Source organism: Rhodopseudomonas palustris BisB18, from assembly GCF_000013745.1.
Taxonomy (GTDB): Bacteria; Pseudomonadota; Alphaproteobacteria; order Rhizobiales; family Xanthobacteraceae; genus Rhodopseudomonas_A; species Rhodopseudomonas_A palustris_F.
Genome location: NC_007925.1, coordinates 1524882 through 1541601 on the forward strand (window position 1 = coordinate 1524882; position 16720 = coordinate 1541601).

Consider the following 16720-nt stretch of genomic DNA (forward strand, 5'->3'; position numbering starts at 1 on the left):
TCCTTAAGGCGTTTTGCGGTTGCGCTTCCGGCCGCTCGCACTAATCTATTGAGAATGCGGAGGGAAATTCATGGCCCCGACCACGCGCGCGGAAATCTATGAGGATCTAAAGGAACGTCGCCGTCGCGGCAAACAGGCCGGCGAGGCGCTCACCCCGACAACATCGGGCCGACCGCTCCACGGTGTGTCTATGACGTCAGCAGCCAGCATGATGGCGCTCGAAATCTACGCCCTAGCCGACCGCGTGTTCGGCGACGAATCCAAGGCCGAGGCTTGGCTGGAGCGCCCCAATGCATCGATGTCAGGACAGCGTCCCATCGACCTGATGCAAGACCAACTCGGTGCCGCCGTGGTCCGCGAAACGCTGGAACAGATCGACCACGGAATCTTCGCCTGAGATCCGTCGATGGAGCTGTGGCGGATCTCGAATTATGCGGATTTGTCAGGCCTTGGCGGGTTGCGGGCGAGCGGCCGGTGGCATAGTCGCGGCAAGCGGATCGTCTATCTGGCCGACCACCCGGCCAGCGCGCTGCTGGAAATGCTGGTCCATATGGACCGCGACCTGTTGCCCGCGAGCTATCGGCTGCTGCGTGTCCTCACACCCGAGAGGCTCGCCGTTGACCGGATCGACGCTGAGGCTTTAGCTTCGGACTGGCAGCATCGGCCGGCCACAACCCGCGACCTCGGCGATCAATGGCTTGACCGCTCCTCAAGCGCCTTGCTGCAGGTGCCGTCGGTGATCGTCCCGCAGGCCTGGAATGTCCTGCTCAATCCAGCGCATCCCGACGCCGGCGCGATCACAATTGCCGAGATTATCGAAGCGCCGTTCGATCCGCGCCTGCTGCCCGAGGGATGAGCGCTACGGCCCCGAAGGCTTGATCGGCCGCGCCGGGTTGCCGGCCACGGTCTGGCCCGGCATCACATCGCGGGTGACGACGCTACCCGCGCCGATGATGGCGCCGTCGCCGATCGTCACGCCCGGCAAGATGATCGCCCCGCCGCCGATCCAGACGTCGCAGCCGATCCGCACCTGGCGGCCGAATTCCAGCCCCTCGGCCCGGGTGGCGGCGTCGCGCGGATGGTCGGCGGTGTAGATCTGCACCGCAGGCCCGATCTGGGTGCGGTCGCCGATCCATACCGGCACCACGTCGAGGATGACGCAGTTGAAATTCAGGAACACGCCGGCGCCGAGCCGGATGTTGTAGCCGCAGTCGCAGTGGAACGGCGGCCGGATCACCGCGCCTTGGCCGACCGCACCGAGATGTTCGGAGAGCAGCGCATGGCGCTCCGACGCCGGCCGGCCGGCGGCGGCGTTGTAGCGCACCAGCCAGGCCTTGTTGGCGGCCTCGTCGGCCTGCAATTCCGGGTTGCCGGGGCGATACAATTCGCCCGCCAGCATCTTCTGTTTTTCGGTTTTGCTCAGCCGATCTCTCCCAGCTTCGGAAACGCCTCGGGCGCCGCTGCCAGCGCCGCGCGGGCCTTCAGGCTGTCATCGTCCATCTGCCGGATCAACGCCTCGGCGGAGTCGAATTTGGCCTCCGGGCGAATGAAGTCGATGAACGCGACGTCCAGTTTGGCACCATAAAGGTCGCCCTGGAAGTCGAACACGAACACTTCCAACAACGGCGCGCCGTTGTCGAAGGTCGGGCGGCGGCCGAAATTCGCCACCGCGTCGAGATGCCGGCCGTTCATGCCGACCCGCACCGCGTAGATGCCCTGCTTCAGCCCGCAATGCGGGTCGAGCCGGATATTGGCGGTGGGATAGCCGAGCAGCCGGCCGCGCTTGTCGCCGTGGACCACCTCGCCGGTGACGAACCACGGCGCCCCGAGCATCGTGGTGGCGTCGAAGATCCGCCCCTCGGTCAGGGCCTGGCGAATCGCGCTGGAGGACACCGGATGCTCGCCGACATCGACATGCGGCTGCACGTCGACCTCGATGCCGAGCTTCGGCGCCTCGCTGGCCAGCAGGCTCGGCGAGCCGCCCCGGCCCTTGCCGAAATGGAAATTGTAGCCGACCGCGATGCCGGTGATGCCGAGCCGGCCGTGCAATTCGTCGCGGATGAAATCCTGCGCGGAGGTGGCGGCGCGCGCCGCGTCGAAGCTCAGCACCACCGCGCCGTCGAGCCCGGCGCCGGCCAAGAGCCGCAGTTTGGCGGTGACGTCGGTGAGCGGGAATTGCGGCTTCTCCGGGCTGAAGAAGCTGCGCGGGTGCGGCTCGAAGGTCACCGCCAAGGCCGGCTTGCGATGCTTTTTCGCCATCTCCAGACAGGCGCCGATCACGGCGCGATGGCCGAGATGGACGCCGTCGAAATTGCCCATCGCCACCACCGCGCCCTTGGGGATCGCGGCCGCGGGTGTGGTGTCGCGGATAACGGCAAAACCAATCGTCATTGTCGGATTTCATTCAGTCGATGTGGGTGAGGGCGGGACCTGACGCGGAGCCGCTGGCGAAGTCAAGCATCTGCGGTCCAGTGCTTGCAACTCGCGGGCCAAGCAGGGGAAAGCCCCGACTCGTGGGGCTCGCGGCTAGCCGCCGCGCAGCGGCGGCATCACCACCTGGTCGCGGCGGCAGCCGCGGCGATCGATTTCCTCGCAGGCGCGGAATTGCAGATCCTTGCTCATGCAGATCCGCACTTCGCTGAGCCGCGACCGCGAGCAGGTCACGGCGATCGCGGAATTGCTCAAGCCGGGATTGACCTTGATGAAGGCCGCCTCGACCTCGTCGGGCGCCACGGTCCTTTCCGCGGCAAGGTCGAGAAATTCCGGCGGGATCTTCACCGCGGCGCGGGCCTTGCGGACGGTCTCGAAATAGCCGCGGGCGCCGAGCCCCGAACAGGTGCCGTGCTTGTCCCATTCGTTGTAGATCAGCCCCGGGGCCGGCATCAGGTCGAGCATCGACGCCATCAGGTTGCGGTCGAGCCGCGGCGCCGGCCGCTGGCAGTAGTCCGGGAAGCCGCGCTCATATTGCGGCCACAGCCCGTGCACCACGAAGGAATACGGCCGCTCGCCGCCGCACTGAGTGTCTTGCGAGCGCCCGGCACGGCCGCGCTCGGCAGCCTCCTGGCAGAACGACGGCGACCACGACAGCGCCAGCACGTAGAAGTCGAATTCGCCCGGCGCGCTCTGCCGATGGTCCTGCGCGCCTGCGGCGCCGGCGGTCGCCAGCGTGATGGCGGCAATGAGCGCCAGCAAAATCCGAAAAGTCCGAGCCCCTCGATCGATCATCGCGATGTGTCCCCTACCCAGCGCGAAGCCTAACGAGGCGGTCGGAACACTTCAAGAACGCAATCAATCGATAGCGGTGGGCGAAAACGGTGGCCGGATCAGGGCTTGGCGGCCTTGCAGGCCGGGTTGAAGGCCCAATTGCGGTCGAGTCCGACGACGCAAAATTCGACGCCATGACCGAACGAGGCAATGCCGCCGTCCTCGATGATGGAAAAATGCACCTGACGCGGCTTGCCGTCGCTCAGCATCGCATCGGCGGTGCAAAACCGCCGCGGGATGTTGTCGGACTGCCAGGGGCGGAACGCGGTTTCGTGCACGCCGTAATAGCCGGTGATTACGAGGTCGGAATTCCAGAACGTCCGTTCCTTCTCGGCGAACTGCGAGGTGATCGAGGACAGCCCGGCCTCGCAGGCCGGCAGGTCGCCGTCATAGCGCGGGCCGGACAGCCAGAAATTCAGTTCCAGCGGATTGGCGGCCTGCGCCGCCGGTGCCAAGGCCAACAGCCCGAGCGCAGTGCCAAGGCCAAGGGCGGGCAGTTTCAACGAGGACATCAGGTCGCGCATGGATTTTCCGCCGGAGTTTGCTGGCCGGACGGTGCCGCGAAGCCTGCGCAAGGTCAAGTGCACCGCGGCAACACCCGCTGACAACTCGGCCGCGCCGGGCGCCGCGTTCTTTCCATCGCCGCCGCGGCGCTTTACAGTTAGATATGTTGGCCGCGCCGCACGCGGTGACGCCGCGCGGCCGAGGCCGGCCGGTTTTCAAGGCAAGGGAGATTGCGATGCGAATGATCGGGGCTTTGGCCATCATCGGCGGGCTGTTGGCCTCGGGCGCGTCGCAGGCGGATACTGTGGCGCCGTTCCAGGGCAACGACACCGGCGGCATCATCGCCTATTCGCTGGTCGGCCAGACCGACATCCGCGCCATCGCGGTCGATCACTGCGCCCGCTACGGCAAGGTGGTGAAGCTGACGGGCGTGCAGGCGACCTATGGCGGCTACATTTCGTTCGCCTGTCGCTGGGTGCCGTATGGCGCCAACGAACGGCCGCTGCGCGCCGCCTACTAGATCGAGATTCCGGAAAGCGGATCCCGCTTTCCGCCAGACTGTTGCGCGAACAAAAACCAGGCGGCGGGCAACGCCGTATCGGGAGGACGACATGACGCGAGTGCGCTGCGCGTTTCCGGCGGTCGGGCTGTTGGCCGCGCTGCTCACGATTCCGCCGGCTTGGGCGGAGCCCGCGGTCGAACTGCCGACCCGCAAGGCCGGACTGTGGGAATTGTCGCTGCTGCCAGCCGGCGAGACCGCGCCGAACATGACGATGCAGCACTGCACCGACGAGACAACCGACAAGCAGATGAGTTCGTCGTTCTCGCCGATGGCCAAGCAGGCCTGCAGCAAGAACGAGACGATCAAGACCGCGACCGGCTACAGCACCGATTCGGTCTGCAGCGTCGCCGGTATGCAGACCACCTCGCATTCCGAGCTCACCGGCGATTTCAACGCCGCCTATTCGGTCAAGATCACCTCGCACAATGAGGGCGCCCCGGCCGGGGTGCCGCCCGACACCGCGATGACGCTGCAGGCCAAATGGCTCGGCGCCTGCAAATCCGATCAGAAGCCGGGCGACATCATGATGCCGGGAGGCTTCAAGATGAACATCAAGGACATCGACAAGCTGAAGGGCCTGCTGCCGCGCTAGAGCATGATCCCGAAAAGTGGATCCCGGTTTTCGGAAAAGATCATGCTCAATCAAAAAGCTAGAGCAGGATGACGATTCGAAGAAACGTCATCCTGCTCTAGCTCTGGCATCGCTCGTCGCGCGGCAGCGTCGGCGTTGCGCTGATCGGCGCGTGCCCAGGGCCGCTCGGTTTTCTGCGCTCACCTTTCTGCGCACCCGCAGATCCGCTGCACAAGTCACCCCAACGATCGCCTCCCATTGACAAGGACCGCGCCGACCTGCGATGTTACGTTATAACATTGCATTAACAGATCAACGCGACCACCGAGTACTTGCCGCTGTGGACTGGTTTCGCTCCAACATCCGAACGGGCGTGCGGCTGGCGCTGATCGCGCTGGCATTGCAGTTCGGCTTGGCGTTCGGGCATGTCCATGCGTCGCAGCTTCCGGGCAGCGATGTTGCGGCAGTTCATGGAGCGGTCGCGGCCCCGGCCAACGGCGCGCCGCAGCCTACGCCGCAACAGGATTCCGACGATGACGGCTGCGCGATCTGCGCCGTCATGGCGATGGCGCAGGCGCTGATCGCGCCGTCGCCGCCGCTGTTGCCACTGCCCGGCGCGCACGCCTTGAGCGTGCGCGCCGCCGCCGCAGCAGTGGCGATTCAAAGCCAACCGCACCGCGGCTTTCAGCCGCGCGCGCCGCCCACCGCCTGACCTCGAAACACCTGCAACGCCACGATGATCGTCACGATGCGTGACGGATCCGCCGCGGCCATTTGAACGCGCCGTCGATCATCCGACGGCCCGCCCGCAGTCGTTCGCCAAGGATGGCGACACCGGGCGCATCAGGATCGGGCTCCATGTCATTTCGTCCCTCGCAACACGCGTTGCTCGTCTGCTCGTTTGTCTCGTCGGCCTCGCTTTTCGCCTTAAGCCTCGGCGGCACCGCGATGGCGCAGGACGCAGTGCCCGCCAATACGCTGCCGGAGATCAGGGTCACCGCGCCGAGTCCGATCGTAAAGCGCAAGCCGGCGGCGGCGCCCGCATCATCTCGGGTCGCGCGCACGGCGCCGGCTCCCGCACGGGTCCCTGAGCCGGCAGCGCTGCAGCAAGGCGTGCTCCCCATCGTCACCGATCAGTTCGCCACCGTCACCGTGGTGCCGAATGAAGAAATCCGCCGCGCCGGCGGCGCCACGCTCGGCGATCTGTTGAACTCAAAGCCCGGCATCACCGGATCGAGCTTTGCGCCCGGTGCCTCGAGCCGGCCGATCATCCGCGGCCTCGACGTCAATCGCGTCGGCATCCTCGAGAACGGCACCGGCGCCGGCGGCGCGTCCGATCTCGGTGAAGATCACTTCGTCCCGGTCGATCCATTGGCCGCCGACCAGATCGAAGTGATCCGCGGACCGGCGGCGCTGCGCTACGGCTCGACCTCGATCGGCGGCGTGGTCAGCACGACCAACAACCGGATTCCTGAGGCGCTGCCGGCCTGCGCCGCGGCGCCGTTCCAGAGCTACGGACTGCCGGTCAAAGCGCCTGTGGCAAACCTCGGGCAGCCTTCTTGCATGAATGCCGAGACCCGCACCGCGTTCAGTTCGGTCGATCGCGGCATCGAAGGCGCCATCCTGCTCGACGCCGGCGGCGGCAATGTCGCGCTGCACGCCGACGCCTACGGCCGACGGGCCGGCGACTACGACATCCCCGGCGCGCCCTATCTTGGCGATCCGTCGGTCAACCCCGGCCGGCAGCCGAATTCGGCGGCGCGCGGCGACGGCGTCTCGCTCGGCGGCTCGTATCTGTTCGACGGCGGCTTCATCGGCGCCGCGGTGACGCAGAACGACGCGCTGTATCACATCCCTGGCCGCGACGGCGCCGACCACCAGACCCGGATCGATGCGCGGCAGACCAAATTCACCGCCAAGGGCGAGTATCGCCCTGACTCAGCGGCGATCGAGGCGATCCGGTTCTGGGCCGGCGCCACCGACTACAAGCACAACGAGATCGGGCTGGCCGACACCAGCGATCCGACCACCGACGGGGTGCGGCAGACCTTCACCAACAAGGAGCAGGAAGCCCGCGTCGAATTGCAGATGATGCCGTTCAACGCCCGCTTCGCCACGGTGACCACCGCGTTCGGCCTGCAGGCCGGCCATCAGGAATTGACCGCGCCGAGCCCGGACGATCCGGGCGCGCTGTACAACGGGCTGTGGAATCCGAACCACAACAGCCGCATCGCCGGCTATGTGTTCAACGAATTCGCGTTCAGCGCCGCGACCCGCGCGCAACTCGCCGGCCGCATCGAGCACGTCGAACTGAGCGGCAGCACGCCGGACTTTCCGGCCGACTTCCTGCCCGACGGCAGCGCGCAGTTCTCCAGCGACCGCCACCTCAACTACACGCCAAAGAGCGGCAGCCTCGGGCTGTTGCAGGATCTGCCCGGCGGTCTGGTCGGCAGCATCACCGCGCAATATGTCGAGCGCGCGCCGAAGCCCGCGGAATTATTTTCGCGCGGCCCCCACGATGCCACCGCGACCTTCGACATCGGCAATCCGAACCTCACCATCGAGACCGCCAAGACCGTCGAGATCGGACTGCGCAAGGCCACGGGGCCGCTGCGCTTCGAGGCCACCGCCTACTACACGCGGTTCAACAACTTCATCTATCGGCGGCTGACCGGGGTGATGTGCGGCGAGGATTTCGACTCCTGCGGCAACGGCGATCCGGAGAACGAGGGCCGCCAGGCGGTGTATTCGCAGCGCGACGCGATTTTCAAGGGCGGCGAGTTTCAGAGCCAGCTCGACGTCGCGCAGTTGTATGGCGGCACCTGGGGCGTCGAGACCCAGTTCGACGTGGTGCGCGCCACCTTCACCGACGGCAGCAACGTGCCGCGGATTCCGCCGGTGCGCGCCGGCGGCGGGCTGTTCTGGCGCGACGCCAATTGGCTGACCCGGATCAACCTACTGCACGCCTTCGCGCATAACGACATCGCGGCGATCGCCGAGACGCCGACGCCCGGCTACAATCTGCTGAAGGCCGAGATCAGCTACAATACCAAGCTCAATCAAAGCTGGTTCGGCGCCCGCGAAATGCTGGTCGGGCTGGTCGGCAACAACCTGCTCAACGAACCGATCCGCAATTCGGTGTCCTACAGCAAGGACGACGTGCTGATGCCGGGCTTAGGCGTACGGGCGTTCGCGAATCTGAAGTTTTGAGGGTTTGGTTAGGTCGCGTACGGCAGGCCGGCGACAACATCGTCACCGGCCCCGATCTCTTCGGGATTGGGCGGCCGCAACGCGCTGGCGTGCTCGCGCGTTATTCAAACGCACCTGCCGCGAGCTCTCCCCCCTTGCGGCCGCAAGGGGGGAGGGGTGGGGAGGGCACTTCTTCTGGCCAGACTCTGGCTTCAATTGAAGCTGCCTCTGGCGCAAAGCCTCCACCCGCCCTTGCTTCGCTCGGGCACCCTCACCCGCAAGCGGGAGAGGGAGAGGGAGAGGATTACTTCGCCAGTTCCTGCGAGCGGCGCTTGGCCGCCGCCACCGCGCGGCTGAGCAGCGGCTGAAAGCCATCCGCTGCCATCAGCACGTCGAGTGCGGCCGCGGTGGTGCCGCCCGGCGACGTGACGTTCTTGCGCAGGGTCGCGGCGTCGAGTTCGGAGCGATGCAGCAATTCGCCGGAGCCCGCCACGGTGGCGCGGGCGAGCTTGGTCGCCAATTGTTCCGGCAGTCCGGCTTCGACGCCGGCGCGGGCCAGTTCCTCGGCGAGCAGGAACACATAGGCCGGTCCGGAGCCCGATACCGCGGTCACTGCGTCAATCAGGGACTCGTCGTCGACCCATTCGACCGCCCCGGTGGCGCGCAACAGCGCGTCGGCGGTGGCACGCTGCTCGGCATTGACGTGATGGCCCGGCACCGCGACGGTGATGCCACGGCCGATCGCCGCCGGGGTATTGGGCATCGCCCGCACCACGCTGCCGCCGCAGGCTTTGGCGATCGCCGCGGTGGTCACCCCGGCCATGATCGACACCACCAGCGTGCCGGGTCCGACAAAGGTTTTCAGTTTGGCGGCGGCGTCGCGAAACATCTGCGGCTTTACCGCGATCACCAGCGCGGCCACCGCGCCGAGATCCTGCGCCGAGGTGTTGAAGCGCACGCCGCGGGCAGTGAGCGCTGCGATCTCGTCGGACGGATGCGGTTCGAGCACCGCGACGTTGCAGCCGTCCAGCCCCTGCGCCAGCCAGCCGGTCAGCAGCGCGCCGCCCATCTTGCCGGCGCCGGCCAGCACGATGGTGCCGGTCATTTGCGCCAGCGGTGGTTTCTTGGAAATGCTCATCACGATGTCCCAGATTACAAGATGCGGGACCATATCACCGCGTCTGGAGTCGCGCGCGCGTTTATGCGGGGGCCGCGATGCATCGGATGATGGCTTGGTGCTCCGCATCCCGCCGTCATCCTGAGGAGACCGGCGAAGTCCGAAGGACGAAGCCGGGCGTCTCGAAGGATGGGCTACAAGAAAGTTGCGGGCCGCCGCGTCTCGCGGCCGCATCCTTCGAGGCCCTCGCGTTGCTCGGGCACCTCAGGATGACGGCGCCGAGGATGATGACGGGAGAGGGCCTCGCTCCCGCTCCGACGTAGCTTATGCTTCGCCCATGGTGTCGAACATCGCCGCGGTCATCGCCTCGGCGGCCGACTTGCCGGCCCACACCACGAACTGAAACGCCGGGTAGTAGCGCTCGCAGGCGTGGATCGCGCTGACCAGCATCGACTCGCATTGCGCGGTGGTGGCCGACAACCCGCCCGGCAGCACCAGCGCCTGACGGTACATGATCATGCCGGTGTGGGTCCAGATATCGAAATGCCCGATCCACAATTGCTCGTTGATCGCGGCGATCAGCCTTTGCACTTCGGGGCGGTGCGCGGAGGGGATCTTCATATCGAAGGCGCAGGCCAGATGCAGCGCCTCGATCTCGTTCATCCAGGTGAAGGAGAGTTGATAGTCGGTCCAGTTGCCCTTGGAGACAATGGTAATCTCGTCTTCGCCGGAGCGCTCGAACGACCAGTCGTTCGTCGCGGCGATATCTTCGACCACCGCGAGCGGGTTGTTCCCGGAATCGATGACGCCTTCGAGCATGGGCATGCCGTCTCGACCTTACGTTTGAATGTGTTGATACGCACGCGGCAGGCCCACAAGCGCGAGCAGGGTGCGCTGTGCAGATCGCTTGACTGAGCGAGCCGGTAACAATCCGAGGCTTGCAAGCATGAAATGATGTGATTTGCGGAATCGGCGCAACCGGGGTGCTGGCCCATCCACAGGCAAAGCGGGCGCCGTCCACAGTTGATCGTACGATTTGCAGAACAAAACGGAATCGGATTTCGCGTCATGCGAGTCCGGGCCGATTTGTTAACCTTTGCCGAGTCCGGCGGCGGCGTTAACTTTTGCATCGCGGGGGCAACGCGCGGCGCGCCGCCTTGCTGGGCGTGACGGCTTTCGGCATAGTTCCAATCCCAGATGCCGACTACGAAAGTCCAAGACAATGACCGAGTCTTTAAGCGATCCGTCCGCCGCTGTCGCGCCGCCGGAGGCTGAACGGCCGCGCTTCGCCAAGCCGCAGCGCGTCGCCTTCGTGCAGTCGTCGTGGCACCGCGACGTGGTGGCGGCGTGCCGGAGTTCGTTCCTGGCCGAGATCGAGGTCCGCGGCATTGCGTCGTCGCAGGTCGATCTGTTCGAGGTGCCGGGCGCGTTCGAGATTCCGCTGCACGTGCAGACGCTGGCCAAGACCAGGCGCTACACCGCGATCGTCGCGGCGGGCCTGGTGGTCGACGGCGGGCTGACCGGCTTCGTCGCGCCGACCGTGATCCAGGCGCTGATGGACGTGCAGCTGCGCACCGACGTGCCGGTATTCTCCGCGGTGCTGACGCCGCAAATGTTCGACGACGCCGCGCCGCAATTCGATGAGTTCCTGGAACTGTTCGCCGCGAAGGGCAGCGAGGTGGCGCAGGCCTGCGCCGACACCTTGCTTAGCTTCGAGCGGCTGCGCGGCCAGGTCGCGGCGGGGATCGTGTAGGGCGCCTGGGACTTTGTCGTTTCGCGGCGGCCCCACAGCCGCGACGTCATCCTGAGGTGCGCGCCCGGACGGCGCTTGCGCCGTCCGGGCGCGCCTCGAAGGATGGCCGCGGGTCCCGTCGCGTCATCCTTCGAGGCTCGCCGAAGACGGCGAGCACCTCAGGATGACGGTCAGGTCGTGTGGGAGAATTCAGCAATCGTAGGCTGGCAAAGGCGCGCTTGCGCCGTGCCCACCAACATCCCGTTCGACGAATTGCAGTGGGCACGCTGCGCTTTGCCCACCCTACATTCTGCGAGATTCCGGGTTCGCTCGCAGCTTGCGTTGCTCGCGCCCCGGAATGACGGCATTGATTTAGTCGAACAGGCTCGACACCGACTCTTCGGACGCGGTGCGGCCGATCGCTTCGGCGATCAGCGAGGCGATCGACAGCGTGCGGATGTTGGTGGTGGTGCGCACCGCTTCGGTGGGCTGGATCGAATCGGTGATCACCAGCTCTTTCAGCTTGGAGCCGATGATCCGCGTCGCGGCGCCGCCGGACAACACGCCATGGGTGATGTAGGCGTAGACTTCGACCGCGCCGTTGGCGAGCAGCGCGTCGGCGGCATTCACCAGCGTGCCGCCGGAGTCGACGATGTCGTCGACCAGGATACAGGTGTAGCCCTCGACTTCGCCGATCACGTTCATCACTTCGGATTCGCCGGCGCGTTCGCGGCGCTTGTCGATGATCGCTAGCGGCGCGTTGATGCGCTTGGCGAGGCCGCGGGCGCGCACCACGCCGCCGACGTCGGGCGACACCACCATCACCTTGCCGAGGTCGAAGCGATCGCGGATATCGCGCACCATCACCGGCGAGGCGTAGAGATTGTCGGTCGGGATATCGAAGAAGCCCTGGATCTGGCCGGCGTGCAGGTCGAGCGTCATCACCCGGTCGGCGCCGGCGTGGGTGATCAGGTTGGCGACCAGCTTGGCGGAAATCGGGGTGCGCGGGCCGGCCTTGCGGTCCTGCCGGGCGTAGCCGAAATACGGGATCACCGCGGTGATGCGGCGCGCGGAAGCCCGGCGCAGCGCATCGGTGATGATCAACAGTTCCATCAGATGGTCGTTGGCCGGAAACGAGGTCGACTGGATCACGAAGACGTCGGAGCCGCGGACGTTTTCCTGGATCTCGACGAAGATTTCCATGTCGGCGAAGCGCCGCACCACGGCCTTGGTCAGCGGCAGGCCGAGCCAGTTGGAAATTTCCTGCGCCAGCGCGCGATTGGAATTGCCGGCCACCAGCTTGATCGAGCCGTTCTTGCCCGACATCGACGCCTCTCCCCGTGACTTGGCGGATACAACGTTCAACATATCGGTTTACTCTTGAAACTGGTCTAAACGGGCGAGCGAGGTCATAACAAGGACACGCCGGGGGTGGCAACCCGTTGGCTGCCGCTTTGACGCGCAAAATCCGGCTTTGTGGTTTGACCTGTCCGAATTGTTAACGCGTAGCGAGGCTCTCGGCGGCAAAGCCGAGCGCGTTCGACCCCGTGGAGACATCCTCGACGCTGGCGATCGCCGGGCCGCGGTCGGGCGTGGCGGCGGGAGCGGGCTGCGATTCGCCAGGAGCTGTATTGATCAGGCCGCTGAGCCCGCTGAGCCCGGCCTGGGCGATCCGCCGCAACACCAGGTCGTCGGCCTGCGCCCAGGCGTCGCGTCCGGGCTTGCCGGCCGGCTCTTCGCCGCTCAATCGCAGCGCCCGCTGCTGGTCGCGATCGTACACATCCCAGACCCAGGCGATCGTGGTGCGGCCGCCGCGAATCTGCGCCGCCAGGTAACTGCGCACCCGATAGGCCGCCGGCGCTTCGCGCGACACCACGGCGACGTTGCGCAGCTTGGATTCGCTGTCGAGCAGGGTGACCATGCGGTCGAACACCTGCGGCGGCGGGCCGTCGATCGATTCAAACGTGATGGTTGTGCCGCCGCCCATCTGCGCGTAGGCCGCGCTGGGGCCGCCGTTACTGGCGCCGTCGGAGACGCAGCCGCCGAGCCCGCACAGCATCACCAGGAGGAGCGCGCTCCGCGCCAATCGGGCGGGCGTCAGATTTGCTGTCGGAAGTTGAAATCTCATGCTGTCCGAATCACTGGTGAGGATCGGGACGTGGTCCCGACGTCGGGCGCCAGCGATATCGTTAAAATCCGTTAAGGTCTAGGGCGGGCAAACCACCGCGGCCCGGCAAGCTCACCAGGGGGCTGCCGGCGCGCAGCCAATTTGATTTGAATTTGAAGCGCTTAGACCGGCCGCGCGTGGAGCGCGATGGCGTGGACGTGACGGCCGTAATCCGGCTCTTTGCGGTGGACAGAGCGGCGGTAGCTGAAAAATTTCTCGTTCGGATAGGTATCGAGGCCGATGTCGTCGATCGCGCCGACGCCGGCCTGCTCGAGCCGCAGCCGGATCAGCCCGGCGAGATCGAACATGGCATGGCCCGCGCGGGACGAGGCGATGAAAAACCGCGCATAGCCGGGATCGGCGGCGACGAAGCGCTCGACGAATTCGCTGCCCACCTCATAACTCTGCTGCCGGATCAGCGGCCCGATCGCGGTGCGGATGTTTTGCCGCGACGCTCCCAGGTTCTGCATCGCGGCGACGGTGGATTCCACGACGCCGGTCAGCGCGCCTTTCCAGCCGGCATGAGCAGCGCCGATCACCCGCGCGTCCGGATCGACCAGCAGCACCGGGCCGCAATCCGCGGCGGTGGCTCCGATCGCCAGGCCCTCGACGCGGGTCACGATCGCATCGACCCGCGGCCGTGACGCGCTGTCCCACGGCGCTTCCGCCACCACCACGTCGGGCGAATGAATTTGGTAGGCGGTGAGAAAGCGCTCCGGCGCGACGCCCATTACCTGGGCCATGCGGCGGCGGTTTTCCGCGACGTGGGCGGGGTCGTCCTGCGACCCGACCCCGGCGTTGAGTCCGGCGTAAATCCCCTCGGAGACGCCGCCTTCGCGGGTGAAGAAGGCGTGACGCAGGCCCGGCACGGCCGACAGCAGCGGCGAGGTGATCGTCATTGCGCGGCGGTCCGCGCGGCTTCGGGCTGGTCGCTCAAGCCCGCGATCTGCTCGATCTCGGGTTCCGACACCGCCATCACCTTGAACATCGAGCCCATGCCGCCACGGCCGCCCTCGACCAGCCGCTTCAGCGCGCTGGCGACGTCTTCTGAGACTTCGAGGCTGGCCTTGGCCATCAACGCCACCGCGCGGTTCTCGATTCCGAGCCGCTTGAGGAATTCGCCCTGCGTCACCGGCCCGTGCACCCTGGCGCCGACATCCTGCGCGCCGCGCGCCAGCGCCTGGAAATCGACATGGGCGGTGACATCGGCGCGGCCGGGGTTCTGCAACGGATCGGCAAAGCTGTGCCGGGCGATCGCCTGGAAGGTGTCGCCGGCGTCGCTGCGCGGATGGCCATAATCAATGATCAAGGCCGCGCCGCCTTCGTCGCGCACCCGGCTGGCAATCTTCATGATCTCGGCATCCGGCCGCCATTCGAACACCGCGCCCTGCGGCGCGGCGCGGACCAAGGGCGGCAGCAACTGCTCGAAATGCGGGACCGGCTCCGGCGCCACGCCGAACACCAGCCGCTCGGCGGCGTCGATCTCCACGGTGCGCTCGTGCCAGCCATGTTCGCCGCGCACCATCTGGTGGATCGGCAGCACGTCGAAATATTCGTTGGCGAAGATGATCGTGCTGCCGCCCGGCACCTCGTCGAGGCTGGCGTGCCAATGCAGGTTCTGGGCTCCCGCCAACGTCGCCTTCTGTTTCTCGCGCAGCACGGGGTTGATCTCGATCAGGTGGACGTGCAGCGCCTGAAACAGCGGCGGTACCACCCGCAGCGCGCGCAACGCATCCGCCATCATGGTGCCGCGCCCGGGGCCGAACTCGATCAGCCGGACCAATTGCGGCGAGCCGATCGAGCGCCACACCGACGCCGCCCACAATCCCAGCAATTCGCCGAACATCTGGCTGACTTCCGGCGCGGTGGTGAAGTCGCCCTCGCGGCCGAGCGGATCGCGGGAGACGTAATAGCCGAACTCCGGATGGGTGAGGCACAGTTCCATATAGCGCCACACCGGCATCGGGCCGGCGGATTTGATCAGCTTCTTGATGACATCCTGAAGCGAGAACGGCTCGGTCACGGCGGACTCCGGTTCAGCTGAGAGTTTGACGCGCCGCCGCGGTCTCGGTCAACGCCGCGCGACGCCAGGCCCAAAGCGCGACGATCCCGCCGACGATCACCATCGGCACCGACAGCAACATGCCCATGGTCAGCCCGCCCCACAGGAAGCCGAGCTGCGGGTCTGGTTCGCGGAAGAATTCGCCCACGATCCGCGCCACCCCGTAGAGCCCGATGAAGCTGCCCAGGATCAGGCCGGGCCGCTTCAGGGCGCCGAAGCGAATCATCAGCGCCAGCACCGTAAACAGCACGACGCCTTCCAGCGCCGCTTCGTAGAGCTGGCTGGGATGCCGCGGCAGCGGCCCGCCATTGGGAAACACCATGCGCCACGGCACGCTGTCGTCGGCCGGGCGGCCCCACAATTCGCCATTGATGAAATTGGCGATGCGGCCGAGCAACAGCCCGATCGGGCCGACCGCGCAGGTGATGTCGCCCAGCGACAGCACCGACAATTGCCGCTTCCAGCAGAACGCCAGCACCGCGATCACGCAGCCCATGAAGCCGCCGTGGAACGACATGCCGCCCTTCCACACTTCGAGGATTTCGGCCGGGTGTTGGATGAAGAAATCGAAATTGTAGAACAGCACGTAGCCGGTGCGGCCGCCGAGGATGATGCCCAGCGTCACCCACAGGATGAAATCGTCCCAGGCGATCAGCGGGATCGGCGACGCCCCGCCCCACAGCCGCTGGTTCTTGAGCAGCGCGCGGGCATAGAACCAGCCGATCACGATGCCGCCGATATAGGCCAGCGCGTACCAGCGGATCACGATCGGGCCGAGCGCCACGGCGACCGGGTCGAACACGGGAAAGGCGAGGGTGAGGAATGGCATCGGTCCGACTTACGATGAAAGCCGGCGCCGGGCTAGGGCGCTGGGCGGGTTTCGGGGGACGCGGGTGCGGGGCGATGGTCTTGCCAATGGCGTGGTCACGATTACAAGGGGCGCGAAACGTGGCAGGGTGCCGGCCTGTCGGCGCGGCCTTGCGGGGCGGCCCCGGCATCGCCATTGTCAGGTCACCGCGGCCATTTCGCATAGCACCGGAGTACGACATGACTCAGACCAACAACCGGCTTTTCGACGAGATCGGACGCCTGATGAACGACGCCGCCGGCGCCGCCCAGGGCGTCAAGCGCGAGGTCGATACCGTCGTGCGCACCCAGGCAGAGAAATTTTTGCGCGACCTCGATCTGGTCAAGCGCGAGGAATTCGACGTGGTGAAGGACATGGTGCGGCTCGCCCGCGAGGAAAACGAGGCGCTGAAGGTCCGCATCGCGGCGCTGGAAGCCAAGCTCGGCAGCGGCGCGCCGACCGCCTGAGCGCGCGGCGCCCCTCATCGTTCAACGGCGACAGCTGGCGATGTGGACCCCCACCCCCGACCCCTCCCCGCAAGGGGGAGGGGAGCAGGCTGTCCGCGGAGCTGACGCGGTACCCTCTCAATTGCGGTCTCAACTGCGATGATTGAGCGGGGGCCTCCGACAACGTGCCTTCAGACGCTTCTTTCACCAGCGTCTCTGATTGTCCTCTTTCTCCAGCGTGTTTGATGATCGCCGTCAT

20 protein-coding genes are annotated in these 16720 nt (G+C 66.4%); 8 read left to right on the forward strand and 12 right to left on the reverse strand.

The genetic code is table 11. The features are described from left to right. Positions 1–70: 70 nt before the first annotated feature. Both RPC_RS07020 and RPC_RS07025 read left to right on the forward strand, forming a co-directional pair. Positions 71–397, forward strand: a complete 327-nt coding sequence (locus tag RPC_RS07020) for an antitoxin Xre/MbcA/ParS toxin-binding domain-containing protein (RefSeq protein ID WP_011471863.1) — start codon at positions 71–73, stop codon at positions 395–397. A gap of 9 nt (positions 398–406) precedes the next feature. Beyond that, positions 407–856 carry an RES family NAD+ phosphorylase gene (locus RPC_RS07025; protein ID WP_011471864.1) on the forward strand — a complete coding sequence of 150 codons (450 nt, stop codon included), beginning with the start codon at positions 407–409 and terminating at the stop codon, positions 854–856. Between the two features lie 3 nt (positions 857–859). Here the strand turns inward: RPC_RS07025 and RPC_RS07030 are convergent, their stop codons facing one another. From RPC_RS07030 to RPC_RS07045, 4 genes are all read right to left on the reverse strand, one after another. Beyond that, positions 860–1423, reverse strand: a complete 564-nt coding sequence (locus RPC_RS07030) for a sugar O-acetyltransferase (protein ID WP_041801487.1) — start codon at positions 1421–1423, stop codon at positions 860–862. Then, a complete protein-coding gene (locus RPC_RS07035) occupies positions 1420–2391 on the reverse strand; it encodes a bifunctional riboflavin kinase/FAD synthetase (protein ID WP_011471866.1) in 972 nt (323 codons plus the stop codon). The genes RPC_RS07030 and RPC_RS07035 overlap by 4 nt, the downstream gene beginning before the upstream one ends. A gap of 135 nt (positions 2392–2526) precedes the next feature. Further along, complete coding sequence (locus tag RPC_RS07040; protein ID WP_011471867.1) at positions 2527–3225, reverse strand: ribonuclease T2 family protein; 699 nt, start codon at positions 3223–3225, stop codon at positions 2527–2529. Between the two features lie 98 nt (positions 3226–3323). Further along, entirely contained in the window at positions 3324–3788 is a 465-nt protein-coding gene (locus tag RPC_RS07045; protein ID WP_041801488.1) for a hypothetical protein, read from the reverse strand. A gap of 215 nt (positions 3789–4003) precedes the next feature. Here RPC_RS07045 and RPC_RS07050 point away from each other — a divergent pair, with 215 nt between their 5' ends. The 3 genes from RPC_RS07050 (at position 4004) to RPC_RS07060 (ending at position 5613) form a co-directional block, all read left to right on the forward strand. Then, a complete protein-coding gene (locus tag RPC_RS07050) occupies positions 4004–4288 on the forward strand; it encodes a hypothetical protein (RefSeq protein ID WP_011471869.1) in 285 nt (94 codons plus the stop codon). A 91-nt stretch (positions 4289–4379) separates the two neighbouring features. Beyond that, positions 4380–4922 carry a DUF3617 domain-containing protein gene (locus RPC_RS07055; protein WP_011471870.1) on the forward strand — a complete coding sequence of 181 codons (543 nt, stop codon included), beginning with the start codon at positions 4380–4382 and terminating at the stop codon, positions 4920–4922. A 319-nt stretch (positions 4923–5241) separates the two neighbouring features. Beyond that, positions 5242–5613 (forward strand): DUF2946 family protein, encoded by a 372-nt coding sequence (locus RPC_RS07060; protein WP_041801490.1) that lies wholly within the window; start codon positions 5242–5244, stop codon positions 5611–5613. A 31-nt stretch (positions 5614–5644) separates the two neighbouring features. On the opposite strand, the gene RPC_RS26740 is transcribed toward RPC_RS07060, so the two are convergent. Beyond that, positions 5645–5965 carry a hypothetical protein gene (locus RPC_RS26740; protein ID WP_415914853.1) on the reverse strand — a complete coding sequence of 107 codons (321 nt, stop codon included), beginning with the start codon at positions 5963–5965 and terminating at the stop codon, positions 5645–5647. Here RPC_RS26740 and RPC_RS07065 point away from each other — a divergent pair. Continuing rightward, a complete protein-coding gene (locus RPC_RS07065; RefSeq protein ID WP_415914836.1) occupies positions 5850–8111 on the forward strand; it encodes a TonB-dependent receptor in 2262 nt (753 codons plus the stop codon). The genes RPC_RS26740 and RPC_RS07065 overlap by 116 nt on opposite strands. A gap of 283 nt (positions 8112–8394) precedes the next feature. On the opposite strand, the gene proC is transcribed toward RPC_RS07065, so the two are convergent. Together proC and RPC_RS07080 are read right to left on the reverse strand one after the other, a co-directional pair. Further along, positions 8395–9228, reverse strand: a complete 834-nt coding sequence (gene proC, locus RPC_RS07070; protein ID WP_041801493.1) for a pyrroline-5-carboxylate reductase — start codon at positions 9226–9228, stop codon at positions 8395–8397. 303 nt (positions 9229–9531) lie between these two features. After that, positions 9532–10032 (reverse strand): YbjN domain-containing protein, encoded by a 501-nt coding sequence (locus RPC_RS07080; RefSeq protein ID WP_011471874.1) that lies wholly within the window; start codon positions 10030–10032, stop codon positions 9532–9534. A gap of 397 nt (positions 10033–10429) precedes the next feature. Between RPC_RS07080 and RPC_RS07085 the strand changes: the two genes are divergently transcribed. Then, positions 10430–10960, forward strand: a complete 531-nt coding sequence (locus RPC_RS07085) for a 6,7-dimethyl-8-ribityllumazine synthase (RefSeq protein WP_011471875.1) — start codon at positions 10430–10432, stop codon at positions 10958–10960. 351 nt (positions 10961–11311) lie between these two features. Here the strand turns inward: RPC_RS07085 and RPC_RS07090 are convergent, their stop codons facing one another. The 5 genes from RPC_RS07090 to lgt form a co-directional block, all read right to left on the reverse strand. Then, positions 11312–12265 carry a ribose-phosphate pyrophosphokinase gene (locus tag RPC_RS07090; RefSeq protein WP_011471876.1) on the reverse strand — a complete coding sequence of 318 codons (954 nt, stop codon included), beginning with the start codon at positions 12263–12265 and terminating at the stop codon, positions 11312–11314. A gap of 172 nt (positions 12266–12437) precedes the next feature. Continuing rightward, positions 12438–13067, reverse strand: a complete 630-nt coding sequence (locus RPC_RS07095; protein ID WP_011471877.1) for a hypothetical protein — start codon at positions 13065–13067, stop codon at positions 12438–12440. Positions 13068–13228: 161 nt separating this feature from the next. Further along, positions 13229–14005: a peptidoglycan editing factor PgeF gene (gene pgeF / locus RPC_RS07100; RefSeq protein ID WP_011471878.1), complete on the reverse strand. Its 777-nt coding sequence runs from the start codon at positions 14003–14005 to the stop codon at positions 13229–13231. Then, the gene (locus tag RPC_RS07105; protein WP_011471879.1) at positions 14002–15129 is read right to left on the reverse strand and encodes a class I SAM-dependent methyltransferase; all 1128 of its coding nucleotides are present in this window, start codon (positions 15127–15129) and stop codon (positions 14002–14004) included. Before RPC_RS07105 ends, pgeF begins: the two co-directional genes overlap by 4 nt. 13 nt (positions 15130–15142) lie before the next feature. Next, positions 15143–15997, reverse strand: coding sequence for a prolipoprotein diacylglyceryl transferase (gene lgt, locus RPC_RS07110; RefSeq protein ID WP_011471880.1), 855 nt, complete (start codon positions 15995–15997; stop codon positions 15143–15145). 218 nt (positions 15998–16215) lie between these two features. On the opposite strand from lgt, the gene RPC_RS07115 reads away from it, so the two are divergent. After that, positions 16216–16482: an accessory factor UbiK family protein gene (locus tag RPC_RS07115; RefSeq protein WP_011471881.1), complete on the forward strand. Its 267-nt coding sequence runs from the start codon at positions 16216–16218 to the stop codon at positions 16480–16482. Positions 16483–16720 lie beyond the last annotated feature (238 nt).

Coding starts and splice junctions, on each gene's coding strand:
- RPC_RS07020 (WP_011471863.1), top strand. CDS start 71: ATGGCCCCGACCACGCGCGCGGAAATCTATGAGGATCTAAAGGAACGT.
- RPC_RS07025 (WP_011471864.1), top strand. CDS start 407: ATGGAGCTGTGGCGGATCTCGAATTATGCGGATTTGTCAGGCCTTGGC.
- RPC_RS07035 (WP_011471866.1), bottom strand. CDS start 2,391: ATGACGATTGGTTTTGCCGTTATCCGCGACACCACACCCGCGGCCGCG.
- RPC_RS07040 (WP_011471867.1), bottom strand. CDS start 3,225: ATGATCGATCGAGGGGCTCGGACTTTTCGGATTTTGCTGGCGCTCATT.
- RPC_RS07045 (WP_041801488.1), bottom strand. CDS start 3,788: ATGCGCGACCTGATGTCCTCGTTGAAACTGCCCGCCCTTGGCCTTGGC.
- RPC_RS07050 (WP_011471869.1), top strand. CDS start 4,004: ATGCGAATGATCGGGGCTTTGGCCATCATCGGCGGGCTGTTGGCCTCG.
- RPC_RS07055 (WP_011471870.1), top strand. CDS start 4,380: ATGACGCGAGTGCGCTGCGCGTTTCCGGCGGTCGGGCTGTTGGCCGCG.
- RPC_RS07065 (WP_415914836.1), top strand. CDS start 5,850: ATGGCGCAGGACGCAGTGCCCGCCAATACGCTGCCGGAGATCAGGGTC.
- proC (WP_041801493.1), bottom strand. CDS start 9,228: ATGAGCATTTCCAAGAAACCACCGCTGGCGCAAATGACCGGCACCATC.
- RPC_RS07080 (WP_011471874.1), bottom strand. CDS start 10,032: ATGCCCATGCTCGAAGGCGTCATCGATTCCGGGAACAACCCGCTCGCG.
- RPC_RS07085 (WP_011471875.1), top strand. CDS start 10,430: ATGACCGAGTCTTTAAGCGATCCGTCCGCCGCTGTCGCGCCGCCGGAG.
- RPC_RS07090 (WP_011471876.1), bottom strand. CDS start 12,265: ATGTCGGGCAAGAACGGCTCGATCAAGCTGGTGGCCGGCAATTCCAAT.
- RPC_RS07095 (WP_011471877.1), bottom strand. CDS start 13,067: ATGAGATTTCAACTTCCGACAGCAAATCTGACGCCCGCCCGATTGGCG.
- pgeF (WP_011471878.1), bottom strand. CDS start 14,005: ATGACGATCACCTCGCCGCTGCTGTCGGCCGTGCCGGGCCTGCGTCAC.
- lgt (WP_011471880.1), bottom strand. CDS start 15,997: ATGCCATTCCTCACCCTCGCCTTTCCCGTGTTCGACCCGGTCGCCGTG.
- RPC_RS07115 (WP_011471881.1), top strand. CDS start 16,216: ATGACTCAGACCAACAACCGGCTTTTCGACGAGATCGGACGCCTGATG.